The sequence below is a fragment of the Pseudomonas muyukensis genome, from assembly GCF_019139535.1.
Classification (GTDB): domain Bacteria; phylum Pseudomonadota; class Gammaproteobacteria; order Pseudomonadales; family Pseudomonadaceae; genus Aquipseudomonas; species Aquipseudomonas muyukensis.
The window spans coordinates 1,555,860-1,573,118 of the sequence record NZ_CP077073.1 but is presented as its reverse complement, the minus strand read 5'-3'; the positions used below and the strand labels follow the sequence as shown (position 1 = coordinate 1,573,118).

Below are 17,259 nucleotides of genomic sequence, written 5' to 3'. Positions count from 1 at the left end.
GCTTCGTTGATAAAAATCCCTAATAGATCGGAGTTCACTATGACCCTGTCCCACGACAGCGGCTGGCGCATGCCTGCCGAATGGGCCCGCCACGCCGCCACCTGGATGATCTGGCCGCACAACCAGCCGCTGTGGGAGTCTGGCTGGGGCGTGACCCTGGCCGACGTGCAGCGCGACTATGCCCGCGTGGCCGCCGCCATCGCCCGCTTCGAGCCGGTGAAGATGGTGGTCGACCCCAGCGCCCTGGCCACCGCCCGCGACCTCTGCGGCCCAGGCATCGAGCTGGTGGAACTGGCGGTGGACGACAGCTGGTGCCGTGACAGCGGGCCGAGCTTTCTGGTCCACCCGCAACAGGGCGTGGCTGGCCTGAGCTGGCGCTTCAACGCCTGGGGCAACAAGTCCGAGCACGGCAAGGACCGCAACCTGGCCCGGCGCATCCTCGACCACCTTGGCTTCGAAGGCCTGAGCACCCCGCTGTGCAACGAAGGCGGCGCCATCCATGTGGACGGCGAAGGCACCCTGATCACCACCGAATCGGTGCTGCTCAACCCCAACCGCAACCCAGGCCTGAGCAAGGCCGAGTTCGAGGATTGCTTCGCCCGCCTGCTGGGCATCCGCAAGACCATCTGGCTGCCGGGCGACCCACAGTACGTCACTGGCGACATGACCGACGGCCATGTCGATGGCGTGTGCGCCTTCGCCCGCCCCGGCGTGCTGCTGGTGGACGCCACCCACGACCAGGGTTCGCTGTACGCCGAAGTGGCCCGCGAGAACCGCCGCGCCCTTGAGCTGGCCACCGACGCCCAGGGTCGTTCGTTCGAACTGCTCGATCTCTACGAGGCCACGGCGGCCGTGGATACCGAAGCCGAGGTGTTCTGCGCCTCCTACACCAACTTCTACCTGGCCAACGGCGCGGTGATCATGCCGGCCTACGGCATCGACGCCGACCAGGCCGCCGCCCGGCAACTGGCCCTGGCCTTCCCTGGCCGCGAAGTGGTGCCGGTGCGCATCGACCACATCGCCCACGGTGGTGGCGGCATTCACTGCATCACCCAGCAGCAGCCGGCCTGGCAGGGAGCGCGGCCATGAGCACCTTGCGCATCGCCACCACGCAGATGGCCTGCAGCTGGGACCTGGCCGCCAACCTCGACCGCGCCGAGCAGTTGGTGCGCCAGGCCGCCGCCCAGGGCGCCCAGGTGATCCTGCTGCAGGAGCTGTTCGCCACCCCGTACTTCTGCATCGAGCAGTGCCACAGCCACCAGGCCCTGGCCCAGGACTACCACGACAGCCCGCTGCTCAAGCGCTTCGCCGCGCTGGCCAAGGAACTCGGCGTTGTGCTGCCGCTGAGCTGGTATGAACGGGCCGGCAACGCCTTCTTCAACTCGCTGACCGTGGCCGACGCCGACGGGCGCCTGCTGGGTGTGTATCGCAAGACCCACATCCCCAACGCCATCGGCTACCAGGAAAAGGAATACTTCAGCCCCGGCGACACCGGTTTCAAGGTCTGGGACACCGCCTTCGGTCGCCTGGGCATCGGCATCTGCTGGGACCAGTGGTTCCCCGAGACCGCCCGCTGCCTGGCCCTGCTGGGCGCCGAAGTGCTGCTGTTCCCCACTGCCATCGGCTCGGAACCTGGCGCCGCCGAACTGGATTCACGCGACCATTGGCAGATGGCGATGCGCGGCCACGCCGCCGCCAACCTGCTGCCAGTGGTGGCCGCCAACCGCGTCGGCCATGAAGTGGCGCGCAGCGACGACAGCCTGTCGATGCGTTTCTACGGCTCGTCGTTCATCTGCGACCACAAGGGCGCGATGCTGCAAGAGGCCGACCGCGACAGCAGCGACGTCTGGCTGCACGACCTGGACCTGGCGCGCATGCGCGAGGATCGCCTGAGCTGGGGTATCTATCGCGACCGCCGCCCCGACCTGTATGCGCCGTTGCTGACCCTTGACGGCCGTACCCGCCAGCCCACGGAGGCCTGATCCATGCCCAGCCGTCCCTCGAAACTGCTCGCCCTCGCCGCCCTGCTGGCCGGCGCCAGCATCGCCCACGCCGAGCAGGAGGCCCTGCGCTTGTACAACTGGGCCGACTACTTCGCCGAGGACACCCTCAAGCGCTTCACCGCCGAAACCGGCATCCCGGTGATCTACGACGTCATGGACGGCAGCGAGGTGCTCGAGGCCAAGCTGATGTCCGGGCGCAGCGGCTACGACCTGGTCTTCCCCGGCGACACCGTGGCCGAACGGCTGATGCGCGCCGGCAGCCTGCAAGCGCTGGACCGCAAGCAGTTGACCGCGATCGACGACGTCGAGCCCGGCCTGCGCCAGTTGCACGAGCGCTACCCCAAGGCTAGCCAGGCCACCGTGCCCTACACCTGGGGCACCATCGGCCTGACCATGGACGCGAAGAAGATCCGCGAGCGCATGCCTGACGCCCCGCTGGACAGCCTCGACCTGCTGTTCAAGCCGGAGCTGGCGAAAAGGTTCGCCGACTGCGGCATCTCGATCATCGACTCGCCCGACGAAGTGCTGGCTGTGGTGCTCCACTACCTGGGCCGCGAACCGCGCAGCGCCAAGCGCGAGGACCTGGCCGCCGCCAGCGAACTGCTCAAGGGCATCCGCCCCTATGTGCGCAAGCTGCAATCGCAGCCGGTCACCGAGCTGGTCAACGGCAACACCTGCCTGTCGCTGGGCTACAGCGGCGACGTGATCCAGGCCCAGCGCACCGCCGAGGCCGCCGGCAAGGCCATCGACTTCCAGTACCGCGTGCCGCGTGAAGGCACCACGGTGTGGATGGACACCATGGCCATCCCCGCCGATGCCAAGCACCCGGAATACGCCTATCGTTTCATCAACTTCGTCATGCGCCCGGAGAACATGGCGGCGATCAGCAACTTCACCGGCTACCCCACCGCCAGCGCCAAGGCCCGCCCCCTGGTGGACGCGCACCTGCGTGACAACCCGGACATCTACCTCGGCGAGGCCACCTATACCCGGCTGATCCCGGGCAAGGACATCCCCCAGGCCGACATGCGTGCGCGCATGCGCGTCTGGACCCGCTTCAAGACCGCACAGGACTGACCCCATGCCAACACGCCGCACCTTCCTCCAACAACTGAGCGTGGTCGCCGGCCTCGGCGCCGCCGCCAGCTTCGGCCTGCCATTCGCTGGCAACAGCGCCCGCGCCGCCGAGGCCGGCCGCTGGTTCATGCCCGACGAAGGGGAAAAGCACGCGCGCGCCTTCATCGCCTTCGGCGCCCAGGACGCCATCTGGGAAGACTTCACCGAAGACGTCCAGGCCGCGCTTGGGCGTATCGCCCGCGCCATCGCCGCCTACCAGCCGGTGACGGTGTTCTGCCGCGCCAGCGAACGCGATATCGCCGAGCAAGAGTGCGGCAGCCACAACATCACCTACGTCGAAACCGAACTGGACGACATCTGGATGCGCGACATCGGCGCCAACTTCGTGGTCGACGACGATGGCGAGCTGGCGGCGGTGGACTTCAACTTCAACGGCTGGGGCGGCAAGCAACAGCACCGCTACGACGCCAAGCTGGCGGCCCGCGTCGCCAAATTGGCCGGTGCCCAGTACCAACGAAGCGAGCTGGTGGGCGAAGGCGGCGGCATCGAGGTGGATGGCCATGGCACCGGGATCATGACCGAGAGCAGCTGGATCAACGGCAACCGCAACCCCGGCTGGAGCAAGGCCCAGGTCGAGGAGGAACTCAAAGCACGCCTGGGCCTGCGCAAGATCATCTGGTTGCCGGGCATCAAGGGCAAGGACATCACCGACGCCCACGTCGACTTCTACGCGCGCTTCGCGGCGCCCGGCGTGGTGGTGGCGAACCTGGACAACGATCCGGACTCCTACGACCACGAGGTGACGCGCGAGCACCTGGAGATCTTGCAGGGCGCTACCGACGCCGATGGGCGCAAGCTGCAGATCCACACGATGTCGCCGCCGCTGAAGCCGCGCCGCAACACGTTCAGCAAGGGCAACCCGGATTTTGCCGCAGGGTATATCAACTACTTCGTGATCAATGGCGCGGTGATCGCCCCGCAGTTCGGCGATCGCAGTGCCGACGAAAAGGCCCGGGCGTTGCTGGAGCAGCTGTATCCGGGGCGGGAGGTGGTGCAGTTGGACATCGACGCGATCGCGGCGGGAGGGGGCGGGATTCACTGCGTGACCAACCAGTGCCCGGCGGTATGAGTACCAGGGGCTGCTGTGCAGCCCATTCGCCGGCAAGGCCGGCTCCTACAGGATTGCGCAGGCCTTGTAGGAGCCGGCCTTGCCGGCGAATGGCCCCGCGCTCATGGGTCGTCAGGCGAGCGCCTGCGCCCCGTCACCATCGACAACGGCAGGTTCTCGCGCAGCCGCACGCTCTCCACCACCGCCGCCAGCAGGTGCACGCAGACCAGCGCCAGCAACCCATCGGCCAGCCAGCTGTGCAGCGTATCCAGCCACTCGGCGCCCCACAACGCATCCACTTCCAGCATCATCCAGCCGGTCACCCCCAGGCTGGCAATGCCGGTCATCATCAGCAGCATCACCAACGCGCCGATCGGCGTGTGCCCCAGGCGGTGATAACGCTCGCCACGCCACAATGCCCGGCCATGCACCATCAGCCGCGCCGGCGTCGGCCAGAAATCCGCCCAGCGTGCGCTGCGCGGCCCGACGAACCCCCAGGCCACGCGCAACAGCAGGCACGCACAGGCGTAGTAGCCCAGCCACTGGTGCCAGTCGTCACCCACCTCGTTGAAAAAGTAATCGGCGAAGAACACCCCAGCGAGCGACCAGTGGCACACCCGCAGCAACGGGTCCCACAGCCGCACGCTGGCGGTCATTTATGAATCTCGGTCTTCACCGCCTTGCCGCTGACCGGGTCGTGGTAGATCTCGACCTTGCGGCCATCCTTGTCGAAGCCATAGATCTCGTAGCAGTTGCCTTTGGTGACCTTGAACTTGTTGATCTTGTAGCCCTCGTCCTTGAGCTTGGCCTGGAACTGCTCGGCGTCCTGCCAGGTGGCCTTGTCGGCGCTGGTGCACTTCGGTTCGGCGGCAAAGGCAGCGGTACTGGCGAGCAGCAGGGTTGGAAGGATCAGGGTTTGGCGCATGGTCGGGGTTCCTTGCGGGTTAGGAAGAGGGGCCGCAGCGCGGCCCATTCGCCGGCAAAGCCGGCTCCTACACGATCAACATCATCCATCAGGTTGACGTTGTCCCTGTAGGAGCCGGCCTTGCCGGCGAATGGCTGCCAGCAAGCTTAGTTGCCCCCCGCCAACACCACCCATTCATTTGAAATTCGGATCAATGGCAAAGAAAAACAAACTTCCCAAATAAGCGCCCAGCACCGATGCTGTGCCGATCACGCCCGTATTCGGAGAACAACAATGAACGAAGTCGTCATCGTCGCCGCCACCCGCACTGCCATCGGCAGCTTCCAGGGGGCGCTGGCCAATGTGTCCGCCGTCGAGCTGGGTGCCGCGGTGATCCGCCAGCTGCTGGCCCAGACCCAGCTGGACCCGGCCCAGGTCGACGAAGTGATCCTCGGCCAGGTGCTCACCGCCGGCGCCGGGCAGAACCCCGCCCGCCAGGCCGCCGTGAAGGCCGGCCTGCCCTTTGAGGTCCCGGCCCTGACCCTGAACAAGGTCTGTGGTTCGGGCCTCAAGGCCCTGCACCTGGCGGCCCAGGCCATCCGCTGCGGCGACGCCGAGGTGGTGATCGCCGGTGGCCAGGAGAGCATGAGCCTGGCGCCCTACGTGATGCCCTCGGCACGCACCGGCCAGCGCATGGGCCACGGCCAACTGGTCGACAGCATGATCAGCGACGGCCTGTGGGACGCCTTCAACGACTACCACATGGGCATCACCGCCGAGAACCTGGTGGACAAGTACAGCCTCACCCGCGAACAGCAGGACGCCTTCGCCGCCGAGTCGCAGCGCAAGGCCGTGGCCGCCATCGAGGCCGGGCGCTTCAAGGACGAGATCACCCCGATCCACATCCCGCAGAAAAAAGGCGAGCCGCTGGTGTTCGACACCGACGAGCAACCCCGCCCCGGCACCAGCGCCGAGTCCCTGGGCAAACTGCGCGCCGCGTTCAAGAAAGACGGCAGCGTCACCGCCGGCAACGCCTCCAGCCTCAACGACGGCGCCGCCGCGGTGCTGCTGATGAGCGCCAGCAAGGCCAAGGCCCTCGGCCTGCCGGTGCTGGCGAAGATCGCCAGCTACGCCAGCGCCGGCGTGGACCCGGCAATCATGGGCATCGGCCCGGTGTCGGCGACCCAGCGCTGCCTGGCCAAGGCCGGTTGGCAGCTCGGCGAGCTGGACCTGATCGAGGCCAACGAAGCCTTCGCCGCCCAGGCGCTGGCGGTGGGCAAGCAGCTGGAATGGGACGCCGCCAAGGTCAACGTCAACGGCGGCGCGATCGCCCTGGGCCACCCGATCGGTGCCTCGGGCTGCCGGGTGCTGGTGACCTTGCTGCACGAGATGATCAAGCGCGATGCCAAGAAGGGCCTGGCAACCTTGTGCATCGGTGGCGGCCAAGGCGTGGCGCTGGCGCTCGAGCGCGGCTGATCCGCTTCGCCGGCTCCTACGGGGGGTCTACACGATACCTGTAGGAGCCGGCCTTGCCGGCGAATGGGCCACCCGCAGCGCCATCAGCGCCTGTCAGAAGCGCTCATCCCGCAGCGCCGGCAGGGTGATGTCACGCACGTAGCTGGCCGCAGACAGGCTCAACATCATCCGGCACACCTGTACCACATCATGCAGCGGGATCAACGCCCCCTCGCCGCGCTGCTCGGCCTCGGCCAGCGGCACGTCCAGGCCGTCCTCGGTGTTCAGGTAACCAAGGTTCAGGCAGCTCACCGCCAACCCCTGCTCGCGGAAGCCTTCGCGCAGTGTCTCGGCGATACCGCGCAGGCCGAACTTGCTGGCGCCGAAGGCAACTTCAGGCCGACCACTGCCAGGCAGGCCCGAGGTGGAGCCGGTGAGGATGATCCGTGGCCGCTCGCTCTTGAGCAGCACCGGCAGCAGGCGCTTGATCAACAGCAGCGGCGCGGTGAGGTTGGTGGCGACCATGCGTTCGATCTGCCCGTCGTCATCGTCGAGGAAGCTGTAGTCCTCCTCGAAGGCCCGCGCTTCCCAGATGCCGACGTTGTACACCAGCACATCCAGCCCTGTGCTGGCCACCGCCTCGTGGATGGCCAGCGCAGCCTGGCGCGGCTGGCCGAGGTCGGCCTCGATCCAGTGCACAGCGCCGGGCAACGACGCCGGCCGGGTACGCGACACGCCGATCAGCGTATCGCCTGCCTCACCCAGGCCCTCGACCAATGCCTTGCCCAATCCCTTGCTTGCACCCACCACTAGAATTCGCATCGAATCACTCCCTATGGACTGCGCCAGATAGTACCCTGCCCCACCCAGTAATTCAGTCGGAAATGCCAGGCTAGCCGTGGACAGAGCGCAACTCGAACACAACCAGATCCCCCTGTACTTCATCGCCGTGCTACTCGCCGCCGCCGTCGGCCTGCTGGCACCCGGCGTGGCCCAACCGCTGGCGGCGCTGGTGACCCCGGCCATCGCCGTGCTGATGTACGCGATGTTCCTGCAGATTCCCTTCCTCGACCTGCGCGCAGGCCTGGGCAACCGCCGCTTCATCGGCGCGCTGCTGCTGGCCAACTTCGTACTGGTGCCGGTGCTGGTGTGGGCCATTACCCGCGGGCTGGTCGAGCACCCCGCGGTACTGGTCGGCGCCTTGCTGGTGCTGCTGACGCCGTGCATCGACTACGTGGTGGTGTTCACCCACATCGGCAAGGGCGACGCGCGCCTGACCCTGGCCGCCACGCCGGTGCTGTTGCTGGTGCAACTGGCGCTGCTGCCGCTGTACCTGGCGCTGATGCTCGGTGGCGCGGCGGAGGTCGAGATTGCCGTGGCGCCGTTCATCGAAGCCTTCGTGCTGCTGATCATGCTGCCGCTGTTGCTGGCGGTCGCCAGCAGTGCCGGCGCGCGGCGCTCGGCGCGGGTGGCAAAGTGGAACGACGCCTGGGCCTGGCTGCCGGTGCCGGCCATGGCGCTGGTGCTGGTCGCGGTGATCGGTTCGCAGATCGGCGTGCTGGCCAGCCGCCTGGACGACCTGTTGCCGGTGCTGCCGGTGTATGTCGGCTTCGCGTTGCTGGCGCCGCTGCTTGGGTTGCTTGCAGCGCGGCTGTTGAAGTTGCCCACAGGCGAGGCCCGGGCCGTGACCTTCAGCGCCGCGACGCGCAATTCGCTGGTGGTGCTGCCATTGGCGTTGGCGCTGCCGGAGTCGGTCCGCACGCTGGCGGCCGCGGCGGTGATTACCCAGACGTTGGTGGAACTGGTGAGTGAGCTGGTCTATGTGCGCGCGGTGCCGGCGCTGGTGCGGCGCTAGGCAAGCCCCGGGGCCGCTGCGCGCCCCTATCGCGACACAAGGCCGCTCCTACAGGTACAGCACAACCCTCATGGGCATTGTTGTACCTGTGGGAGCGGCCTTGTGTCGCGAAAGGGCTGCGGCAATAGCGGCCAATGCACAGTCGTCAGCCCAGTTGCAGCCGCCACTGGCCGTAATGGCTGAAGCACACACGCGCCAGCGGCGGCACATCGATGCGATGGAATGCCTCGAAAGGCGCCGCCAGCGCATGCAGCATCGCGGCGCGGATGACCAAGGGATGGCTGACAGCGATCCATTCCCCCTCGCCCAGGGCGCTGTCCATCCAATGCGCGACCCGCTGGCACAGGGCGGCAATCGATTCGCCGCCATGGGGCGTGGCCTGCGGGTCGGCCAGCCAGGCCTGGAGCTCGCGCGCGCCCAGTTGCTTGAGCGGCAGGCCTTTCCAGGTGCCCAGGTCACAATCGCGCAGGCCTTCATCGATGGTCGCGGCCAGGCCCTCGGCGGTCTCGCGGGCGCGCAGCTCTGGTGCGCAAAGGCAACGGGGGGTTGTGGCCAGCTCGATGGGAGGGGACGGTGGATCGCGAAGCGGATCGTCGTCGAGTGCAAAGCGCCCCACCCGTTGCGCCTCGGTGCGGGCGTGACAGATGAGGGTGAGGTGGATGGATTTCATGGCCGAGGCTCTGGTCACAGTCGAAAGTACGATGGTGCCTGAACGATCCTGGGGCTGCCATGCAGCCCTTTCGCGACACAAGGCCGCTCCTACAGACGACCGCGATCCCCTGTAGGAGCGGCCTTGTGCCGCGAAAGGTCATCAAGCCGTGGCGCGCAGTTCGCGGGCGGCGGCGACCATGTTCACCAAGGCTGCCTCGGTTTCCGGCCAGCCGCGGGTCTTCAAGCCGCAGTCCGGGTTCACCCACAGCCGCTCGGCCGGAATCCGCTGGGCCGCCTTGCGCAGCAGCTTGACCATCTCCTCCTTGGCCGGCACCCGCGGCGAGTGGATGTCGTACACGCCTGGGCCGATCTCGTTCGGGTAGTGGAACTTCTCGAACGCCTCCAACAGCTCCATGTCCGAACGCGAGGTCTCGATGGTGATCACATCGGCATCCATCGCCGCGATCGACTCGATCACATCGTTGAACTCGCTGTAGCACATGTGGGTGTGGATCTGCGTCTCGTCGCGTACCCCCGAGGCGCACAGGCGGAAGGCCTCGGTCGCCCACTCCAGGTAATGCGGCCAGGCACTGCGGCGCAGCGGCAGGCCTTCGCGGAAGGCGGCCTCGTCGATCTGCACGATCCTGATGCCCGCCGCCTCCAGGTCGACCACCTCGTCGCGCAGGGCCAGCGCCAGCTGGCGCGCCTGCGCCTCGCGCGTCACGTCCTCGCGCGGGAACGACCACATCAGCATGGTCACCGGGCCCGTCAGCATGCCCTTCATCACCTTGTGGGTCAGGCCCTGGGCGTATTTGCTCCAGGCCACGGTCATGGCGCGCGGGCGGCTCAGGTCAGCGAAGATCACCGCCGGTTTGACGCAGCGCGAACCGTAGCTCTGCACCCAGCCGAAGCGGGTGAAGACATAGCCGTCCAGTTGCTCGGCAAAGTACTCGACCATGTCGTTGCGCTCGGCCTCGCCGTGCACCAGCACATCCAGGCCAAGGTTTTCCTGAATTTCCACCGCATGGCGGATCTCGCTGTGCATGGCCTCGACATAGTCGGCCTCGGTCAGCTTGCCCTGCTTGAACGACTGGCGCGCCAGGCGAATCGCCGAGGTCTGCGGGAACGAGCCGATGGTGGTGGTTGGAAACGCCGGCAGGTTCAGCCCGGCGCGCTGCTTGGCGATGCGCTGCTCGAACGCGGACACGCGCTGGCTGTCGGCGGGCTTGATCGCCGCGACACGGGCCTGCACCGCCGGCTTGTGAATGCGCGGCGAGGTGGCGCGGGCATGCTGCACGGCGCGGCTCTGCGCCAGCGCCTCGACGACATCGGCCGCCTCGGGCTGGTTGAGCGCCTTGGCCAGCAGTGCCACTTCCTGGCACTTCTGCACGGCAAAGGCCAGCCAGCTCTTCAGTTCGTCATCGAGCTGGTCTTCACGCTCCAGGTCCACCGGGCTGTGCAGCAGCGAGCACGACGGCGCCACCCACAGGCGGTCGCCCAGGCGCTCGTGGGCATGGCGCAGCACCTCCAGGGCCTTCTCCAGGTCGCAACGCCAGACGTTGCGACCGTTGACCACGCCCAGCGACAGCACCTTGTAGGCCGGCAGGCGGTCGAGGATGGTCGGGTACTGCTCCGGGGCGCGCACCAGGTCGATATGCAGGCCATCGACCGGCAGGTTGGCAGCCAGGCCCAGGTTGTCTTCCAGGCCGCCGAAATAGGTGGCGACCAGCTTCTTCAGCGGCGCGCGCTGAAGGATGTTGTAGACCCGCTCGTAGGCGTTTTTCCAAGCCTGGGGCAGGTCGAGGGCGAGGATCGGCTCGTCGATCTGCACCCATTCCACACCTTGGCCAGCCAGGCGGTTGAGGATCTGGTCATACAGCGGCAGCAGGCGGTCGAGCAGCTCGAGCTTGTCGAACTCGGCGCCCTTGGTCTTGCCCAGCCACAGGTAGGTCAGCGGGCCGATCAGCACCGGCTTGACCGCGTGGCCCAGGGCCTTTGCCTCCTCGACCTCGTCGAACAGTTGCTCCCAGCTCAGGGCGAACTGCTGGTCGGCGCTGAATTCGGGGACCAGGTAGTGGTAGTTGGTGTCGAACCACTTGGTCATCTCCTGGGCGTGGGCGCCACCGCAGCAGCTGTCACTTACGCCCCGGGCCATGGCGAACAAGGTTTGCAGGGTCGGCCGGGCACCGTCCTTGGCACGGAAGCGCTCCGGGATCACACCGAACGTCAGCGAGTGGGTGAGGACCTGGTCGTACCAGGCGAAGTCACCCACCGGCAGCAGCTCGATGCCGGCGGCCTTTTGCGCCTGCCAATGCGCGGCGCGCAAGCCACGGCCCACGGCACGCAGGCCGGCTTCATCGAGTTCGCCCTTCCAGAAGGCCTCCTGGGCTTTCTTCAGCTCACGGTCGCGACCGATGCGCGGAAACCCCAGGTTGTGTGCCAGTGCCATGTCGTCGTCCCTCGAACCTTGAATGTGAATGAGGGGATTCTGCGGGGAACAACAACGTGAGACAAACTCATAAAATTTGAGATCAACTCAAGATTTGTTCATGATGCTTGGCAAAGATGAAGCCCCCTGTAGGAGCGGCCTTGTGTCGGGAAAGGGCCGCAACGCGGCCCCGGCGATTGATGCATCAACACTGAAATCCTGGGGCTGCTTCGCAGCCCTTTCGCGACACAAGGCCGCTCCTACAGGGAGCTGCGTCGCCTGACAGACCGTTGTGAATGTCTCAACCAGCACAGTACTCCGCGCAATCAGACATGCCCCGCCCCACCCGCTGGTGCACACTGCCACCCTGCCCCAACCCGGTAGCCAGCCCCCATGAGCCTGCTGAAAACCACCCTGGACGCCAACGCCTTCGCCTGCATCCTGGAGTTCGTGCCCAAGCCCAGCGCCGAGCGTTTCGCCACCCTCGACACCCTCATGGCCCGCACCCAACTGTGCGGCTGGCCGCTGACCGTGGCCATCGGCGACCGCGTCGGCAGCGCCCTGGACATGTCGCCGCTGGACGCCTTCGCCAGCCTCGCCCAGCCCGTTCCCGCCCTGCTGCACTTCTCCGGCAAGGACCGCGAACGCCGCGACCTGCTCGCCCAGTTGCAGCGCATGGACGCCGCCGGCCTCGACCAGGTGCTGCTGCTCAGCGGCGACCGCCTGCCCGGCCACATCCCCGGCCAACGCCCGGTGCGCTACCTGGAATCGGTCGCGGCCTTGCAGATTGTCCGCCAGGCCCGCCCGCACTGGCTGCTGGCCGCCGCACTGAATCCGTTCAAGTACCAGGAGGCCGAAGGCGGCGCGCAGTACTGCAAGGCCGAAAAGAAACTCGCCGCCGGCGCCGACCTGTTCATCCTGCAGCTGGGTTTCGATATCGACAAACACCGGGAAGCCTTCGACTGGATGCAGCGCCAACCCCGGCCCAAGCCGCTGATGGCCTGCATCATGGCCCTGAGCGAAGGTCGCGCCGGGATGCTCGATCACGTTGCCGGGGTGACCGTCACGCCGTCGATGCGGGCGCTGCTGGCCGCCGAAACGGCGGTGTCCAAGGCCTACGCCAAGGCACGCGCCAACCATCGCCTGGCCTTGCAGGTGATCGGCCTGAAGTTGATGGGCTATGCCGGCGTGCACTTGTCCGGCATCCATGAAGTGGCGCAGTTCGATGCACTGGAGCAGGCCATCGCGCACTTGCAGCCGCAGTTCACCTCGCTGCAGGCGTGGACACCGGCGTGGCAGGCCGCCTGGCAGGAACCTGGCGTGGCCCCGGTCACGTTCAATCCCCCAGGACACAGCTGGCACCCTGGACAACGGCAGGTCAGCGCCTCGTACAAGGAAAAGGCCCGCTACCAACTGCTCGGGGCGATGCACCACCAGCTGTTCAGCCGCACCACGGCCTTGAGCAAGGCCTTCGGCTGGGCGGTGACCCGACCGCTGTGGGCCAACCCCACGGCGGCGCAGTGGCTGCACCAACTGGAGCGGCGCCTCAAGCGCCCGCTGGTGGGCTGTGACACCTGTGGCAGCTGCCGGCTGCAGGACACCCTCTACATCTGCCCCGAGACCTGCCCCAAGGGCCTGGCGAACGGGCCCTGCGGCGGCACACGCCTGGACCGTTGCGAGTTCGGCGACCGGGAGTGCGTGCACAGTGCCAAGTATCGGCTGGCGGTCAGCGTGGGCAGTACCGCCGTACTGAGCGAGCGATTGATCCCCTGCGTGCAGGTGGAACAGCGCCAGCGCAGTTCGTGGCCGCTATGGTTCGAGGCGGCAACGGCCACTCATGCCACCCAGGCCCCCGGCACCGCGCCCGAGTTCAATGACTGACGGGCAGGTGCTGGGCCTTGCAAGCGACAGCGCCCTGGCACAGGGCGCCGCCGTGGGCGATCAGTCAGCCGACTTGGATGATCGGGCCCGGGGCAGGGGTTTTCGAGTCCCCTGGCGAGTAGGTCAGTGAAACCAGCTTGACGCTATTGCTGAACACTTCGGTGGCGTGCCCACTCGACACCGTGGCATTCCAACGCACGTTGGTGAATTCAGGGGATTTCGGCGTGCACGTCACCGAACCGCCGCTTGCGACCTTTTCACAGACGAAGGTCATTGTCTGCTCGCCCGTGTAAGTGGTGGGGGCCCACCAACGGACGTTGGCAATGACATTGCTCGAAGGGTCAATCACATCGTTGAGGAAGATCGAGAACTCCGCCCCGGTAATATCGAACGGGGTTTTGTTGTGCAAGATCGGCGCCGTGGCGAAGAGTTCCTGGCGGTTCTGATTGATCTGCAGCGCAGCGGGTAATTCCAAGGTAATCAGGATTTGATTGCTATTGAAAATATTGAAGGGTTTCGGCGGTTGTTGGTCTCTTTGTACTTTATCCTTGAGCGCAGCTGATGAAGACATTTTTAATTTCCTTATTCCCTATGTCGTATGCATTGAAACTTTACCTGAAAGTTTCACCCTATCGCGCAGCCCAACCGGGGTGCGCGCTTAGCAGTTTTGTTTAGCCCCCGCGCCCTGTCAACAAAGCCCAACAACATAATTGGCTATTACCTCGAACACTATTATTGCGAACGCAGCCGTCCTTGCCGAGCAACTTAATAAGCCTGTCACTTGGCATTACCACGCCGCCCATAACTACTTGCAACTACTACTCACTTTGAAATTAGCGCAAACTTATAAACCATAAAACTTATTCGGCGCTCGCCAGCCCATCACGTGGAAGCCAATGGCGTTTCCTGCCCGTCAGCGGCAGGCGAAACCTGTCTGGCCGGCAAGCGAATCGTGAAGGTGGTGCCGCAGGTAGCGCTCGAGTGCACGCCGATACTGCCGCCATGGGCTTGGACGATCTGCTTGACGATGAACAACCCAAGCCCTACCGAGCGCAGCGGGTCCTGCTGTTCGCTGCCCCGGGTCATCGGCTCGAACAAGCTCGGGATCAGCCCTTGGGCGATGACCGGGCCGTGGTTGTGCACGCTCAAGGTTGTACCTTGCTCCGACAGGTCGCTGGTGAGCGTGATCGGGTACCTTAGGTCGCCATAGGCCACGCCGTTGGCCACCAGGTTGCCAATCATCTGCTGCAAGCGGTCCTGGTCCAGCTCGCAGGTGCCGTGGCCCCGCGACAAATGGCGGATGGTGGCCGCGGCGAACGCCACCCTGAGCTCGCTCACGCACTGGTCCAGCGCCTGGCGCAGGTCGACCTGTTCGCGCCGAACACGGATACCCTGGCCCAGCCTGACCGAAGCAAAATCCAGCAGGTCGACGATCATGCGCTGGGCCCGCTCGGCCGAGCTGCCGATGCTCTGCAGCAAGCGCCGCGCGCGCTCGCTCTGGGCATCGCGCTCGAGCAGCTGGCTGGCCATCTTGATCGCCGTCATCGGGTTCTTCAGGTCGTGGCTGGCCACCGCGACCATCTGCTCGGCCAACACGGCGCGGCGCTGGGCATTTTCATAAGCGCTGGCGAGCTCGGCCTGGGCCCGTTGCAGGGCGGCCTGCGCACTGATTTTCTGCGCCAGCAGCTCTTCGGCGCGCTGCATGGCCACGAACACCGCCCGCTCGTTGCGATCACGCGCCGTGGTGCCGACCAGCGCCAGGTGGTAGCGCACACCTTCGGCCGTTTCCCGGCGCACCCCATTGAGCAGCAGGGCCAGCACATGCCCCTGGCGATGGCGCAACTCGAGCTTCACCTCCGACACCGAGCCCTGCTGGTTAAGCAACGGGCCCCAGTGCGTGCGCTGGAACACCCGCCCTGCGGCTGTCAGCAACTGATCGAAACTGCGCGCATGCAGGGCGGCGCTGTCGTAACCCAGCCAGTGGCTGAACGTCTGGTTGCAGCGCAGCAGGCGGCCATCCACGGCCATGACCACCAGCCCACAGGGCGCGTGCTCAAAGAACGACTCGCAACAAAGCCCGGCGCTGTCATCCATGGCCAAACCCCTGCTGGGCGAAGAATGCATCCATGGCTGCCGAGCAGGCGTCCGGGGCGCTCAACTGCGGGTAATGGCCCAGGTTGTCGAGCAGCCGGTACTGGCTTTCGGGCAGCACCCGGTGCAGGTACTCGCCCACGGCAACCGGCACCACCGGGTCGCCCGAGCACTGCACGATCAGCGTCGGCAGCGGCAGGCCTTCGATATCGGCGCGGTGGTCGCCAAGGAAGATGACCCGGGCGAAATGCCGGGCAATCTGCGCATCGGTGCGGCAAAAGCTGCTGGTCAGTTCCACTTGCAGCGCCGGTTGCCCAGGCGCGCCCATCAGCACCGGGGCCATGGTGCTGGACCAGCCGAGGTAGTTGTCATCGATAGTGGCGAGCAGGGCGTGGATTTCATCCCGGGAAAAACCACCGGTGTAGTCCCCTGAGTCGATGTAGCAGGGCGACCCGCCGATCATCACCAGGCCGGCGATGCGCCCTGGCCGCTGACGCGCCGCCAGGGCGCCGATCATGGCGCTCACCGAGTGCCCCACCACGATGACCGGGCCCTGGGCGTAAGTATCGACAAGCTCGTTGAGGTCCGCGGCATAGCCCCAGAGCGACGCATACTTGTCGCGCTCATAGGCAGCGGAATCTGACTGGCCAGCGCCCACCAGGTCGTAGGTCACCACCCGAAAACGCGTGAGCAGATGAGGCAGCAGGAACTTCCACATCGACTGATCGCAACCGAAGCCGTGGGACAGGATCAAGGTGGCGCTGCCACGGCCAGCCACGTGCACGTTGTTACGCTTTTGCAGGGTCATTACCTATCCCAAGATCGTGCAACGTTGTGCTGAGCAGTGCCGAGCGGTCCATGCAGCGCCTCACGTGTCATCTGGTGGACACCATACGCGAAAGCGTTGCCAACAGTACGAATTTTGCAGCCTATCGCCCGCCTGGCAGACGCGCCAGCGCAGCCTCAACGGTGGGCAAGGCGCCGGCAACGCCGTTGAAACTTTTTAACAATCCTTAGCAATGTTCATGAAGTTGGCTGGCTAGCAGCATTGCTAGGGTGCCGCTCCCGTTCGCCGCGCGCCACCTGGAGACATCATGCAGCCGAGCAGCCCCCTGCCAGCCCCCGAGCACATCAACATCCGCCGCCTGTTCGCAACCCCACTGGCCAGCATCCAGTACCCCGACCCTGGCCGGCTCAATGCCGAGCTCAAAGCGCTGGTTCTCGAGCGCATGGCGGCCGACCCCAAGGGCACCCGGCACAGCAACCAGGGCGGCTGGCAATCGACCAGCGACTTCGCCCACTGGGGCGGCGCCGCCTGCGATGCCCTGGTGCGTTTCGCCACCGCCTTCGCCAGCCAATTGACCGCCGTCCACAGCGAGCAGCACGGGCTGATCGAGCCCGGTTTCGCCTGGACCCTCAATGCCTGGGCCAACGTCAACCGGCGCGGCGACAGCAACGCGCTGCATGGCCACCCGGGGGCATTCTGGTCTGGCGTGTACTGGGTCGACGCGGGCGGGCGCGAGGATGACCCCGCCGTGGGCGGTGATCTGGAGTTCATCGACCCTCGCGGCATGGTCGCCTCCACCTACAACCCAGCGCTGCGTATGCGCGTGGAAGATTGCCTGGCGGCAGGGTTCAGCAGCACTTGCGCGGCGAGCAGCGGCACATTGGTGATGTTTCCGTCCTGGCTGATGCATGCGGTGCGGCGCTTCGAAGGCCACCGGCCACGCATCTCCATCGCCTTCAACTTTGGCCTGTGAGCAGCACCCCACGAACCCGTTGCCAGGTCCGCAGGGTTGAGCTGCC

General features: G+C 66.2%; 16 protein-coding genes. 8 read left to right on the top strand and 8 right to left on the bottom strand.

Annotated elements, in window-relative coordinates:
- The first annotated feature begins 39 nt into the window (after window positions 1-39).
- The 4 genes from KSS95_RS07115 to KSS95_RS07100 are packed head-to-tail and all read left to right on the top strand — an operon-like array spanning window position 40 to window position 4,209.
- Entirely contained in the window at window positions 40-1,089 is a 1,050-nt protein-coding gene (locus tag KSS95_RS07115; RefSeq protein ID WP_217852827.1) for an agmatine deiminase family protein, read from the top strand.
- The gene (gene aguB, locus KSS95_RS07110; protein ID WP_217852824.1) at window positions 1,086-1,982 is read left to right on the top strand and encodes an N-carbamoylputrescine amidase; all 897 of its coding nucleotides are present in this window, start codon (window positions 1,086-1,088) and stop codon (window positions 1,980-1,982) included. The genes KSS95_RS07115 and aguB overlap by 4 nt, the downstream gene beginning before the upstream one ends.
- A gap of 3 nt (window positions 1,983-1,985) precedes the next feature.
- Entirely contained in the window at window positions 1,986-3,080 is a 1,095-nt protein-coding gene (locus tag KSS95_RS07105) for an extracellular solute-binding protein (protein WP_217852823.1), read from the top strand.
- A gap of 4 nt (window positions 3,081-3,084) precedes the next feature.
- Complete coding sequence (locus tag KSS95_RS07100) at window positions 3,085-4,209, top strand: agmatine deiminase family protein (protein WP_217852821.1); 1,125 nt, start codon at window positions 3,085-3,087, stop codon at window positions 4,207-4,209.
- A 101-nt stretch (window positions 4,210-4,310) separates the two neighbouring features.
- On the opposite strand, the gene KSS95_RS07095 is transcribed toward KSS95_RS07100, so the two are convergent.
- The gene (locus tag KSS95_RS07095) at window positions 4,311-4,844 is read right to left on the bottom strand and encodes a cytochrome b/b6 domain-containing protein (protein ID WP_217852819.1); all 534 of its coding nucleotides are present in this window, start codon (window positions 4,842-4,844) and stop codon (window positions 4,311-4,313) included.
- Window positions 4,841-5,113, bottom strand: coding sequence for a PepSY domain-containing protein (locus KSS95_RS07090; RefSeq protein WP_217852817.1), 273 nt, complete (start codon window positions 5,111-5,113; stop codon window positions 4,841-4,843). The genes KSS95_RS07095 and KSS95_RS07090 overlap by 4 nt, the downstream gene beginning before the upstream one ends.
- A 273-nt stretch (window positions 5,114-5,386) precedes the next feature.
- On the opposite strand from KSS95_RS07090, the gene KSS95_RS07085 reads away from it, so the two are divergent.
- The gene (locus tag KSS95_RS07085) at window positions 5,387-6,568 is read left to right on the top strand and encodes an acetyl-CoA C-acetyltransferase (RefSeq protein WP_217852815.1); all 1,182 of its coding nucleotides are present in this window, start codon (window positions 5,387-5,389) and stop codon (window positions 6,566-6,568) included.
- A 93-nt stretch (window positions 6,569-6,661) separates the two neighbouring features.
- On the opposite strand, the gene KSS95_RS07080 is transcribed toward KSS95_RS07085, so the two are convergent.
- Complete coding sequence (locus KSS95_RS07080; protein ID WP_217852813.1) at window positions 6,662-7,369, bottom strand: SDR family oxidoreductase; 708 nt, start codon at window positions 7,367-7,369, stop codon at window positions 6,662-6,664.
- 76 nt (window positions 7,370-7,445) lie between these two features.
- Between KSS95_RS07080 and KSS95_RS07075 the strand changes: the two genes are divergently transcribed.
- Window positions 7,446-8,402: an arsenic resistance protein gene (locus KSS95_RS07075; protein WP_217852811.1), complete on the top strand. Its 957-nt coding sequence runs from the start codon at window positions 7,446-7,448 to the stop codon at window positions 8,400-8,402.
- Between the two features lie 145 nt (window positions 8,403-8,547).
- On the opposite strand, the gene KSS95_RS07070 is transcribed toward KSS95_RS07075, so the two are convergent.
- Together KSS95_RS07070 and metE are read right to left on the bottom strand one after the other, a co-directional pair.
- Window positions 8,548-9,072: a histidine phosphatase family protein gene (locus KSS95_RS07070; protein WP_217852809.1), complete on the bottom strand. Its 525-nt coding sequence runs from the start codon at window positions 9,070-9,072 to the stop codon at window positions 8,548-8,550.
- A 141-nt stretch (window positions 9,073-9,213) separates the two neighbouring features.
- The gene (metE, locus tag KSS95_RS07065; protein ID WP_217852808.1) at window positions 9,214-11,502 is read right to left on the bottom strand and encodes a 5-methyltetrahydropteroyltriglutamate--homocysteine S-methyltransferase; all 2,289 of its coding nucleotides are present in this window, start codon (window positions 11,500-11,502) and stop codon (window positions 9,214-9,216) included.
- Window positions 11,503-11,874: 372 nt separating this feature from the next.
- Here metE and KSS95_RS07060 point away from each other — a divergent pair, with 372 nt between their 5' ends.
- Window positions 11,875-13,362: a methylenetetrahydrofolate reductase C-terminal domain-containing protein gene (locus KSS95_RS07060; protein WP_217852806.1), complete on the top strand. Its 1,488-nt coding sequence runs from the start codon at window positions 11,875-11,877 to the stop codon at window positions 13,360-13,362.
- Window positions 13,363-13,426: 64 nt separating this feature from the next.
- Here KSS95_RS07060 and KSS95_RS07055 read toward each other — a convergent pair whose 3' ends face one another.
- From KSS95_RS07055 to KSS95_RS07045, 3 genes are all read right to left on the bottom strand, one after another.
- Window positions 13,427-13,933, bottom strand: a complete 507-nt coding sequence (locus KSS95_RS07055; RefSeq protein WP_217852804.1) for a hypothetical protein — start codon at window positions 13,931-13,933, stop codon at window positions 13,427-13,429.
- Between the two features lie 311 nt (window positions 13,934-14,244).
- Window positions 14,245-15,456: a PAS domain-containing sensor histidine kinase gene (locus KSS95_RS07050; protein WP_217852802.1), complete on the bottom strand. Its 1,212-nt coding sequence runs from the start codon at window positions 15,454-15,456 to the stop codon at window positions 14,245-14,247.
- Window positions 15,449-16,261 (bottom strand): alpha/beta fold hydrolase, encoded by an 813-nt coding sequence (locus KSS95_RS07045; protein ID WP_217852800.1) that lies wholly within the window; start codon window positions 16,259-16,261, stop codon window positions 15,449-15,451. Before KSS95_RS07045 ends, KSS95_RS07050 begins: the two co-directional genes overlap by 8 nt.
- A 286-nt stretch (window positions 16,262-16,547) precedes the next feature.
- Between KSS95_RS07045 and KSS95_RS07040 the strand changes: the two genes are divergently transcribed.
- Window positions 16,548-17,213 (top strand): TIGR02466 family protein, encoded by a 666-nt coding sequence (locus tag KSS95_RS07040; protein ID WP_217852798.1) that lies wholly within the window; start codon window positions 16,548-16,550, stop codon window positions 17,211-17,213.
- Window positions 17,214-17,259 lie beyond the last annotated feature (46 nt).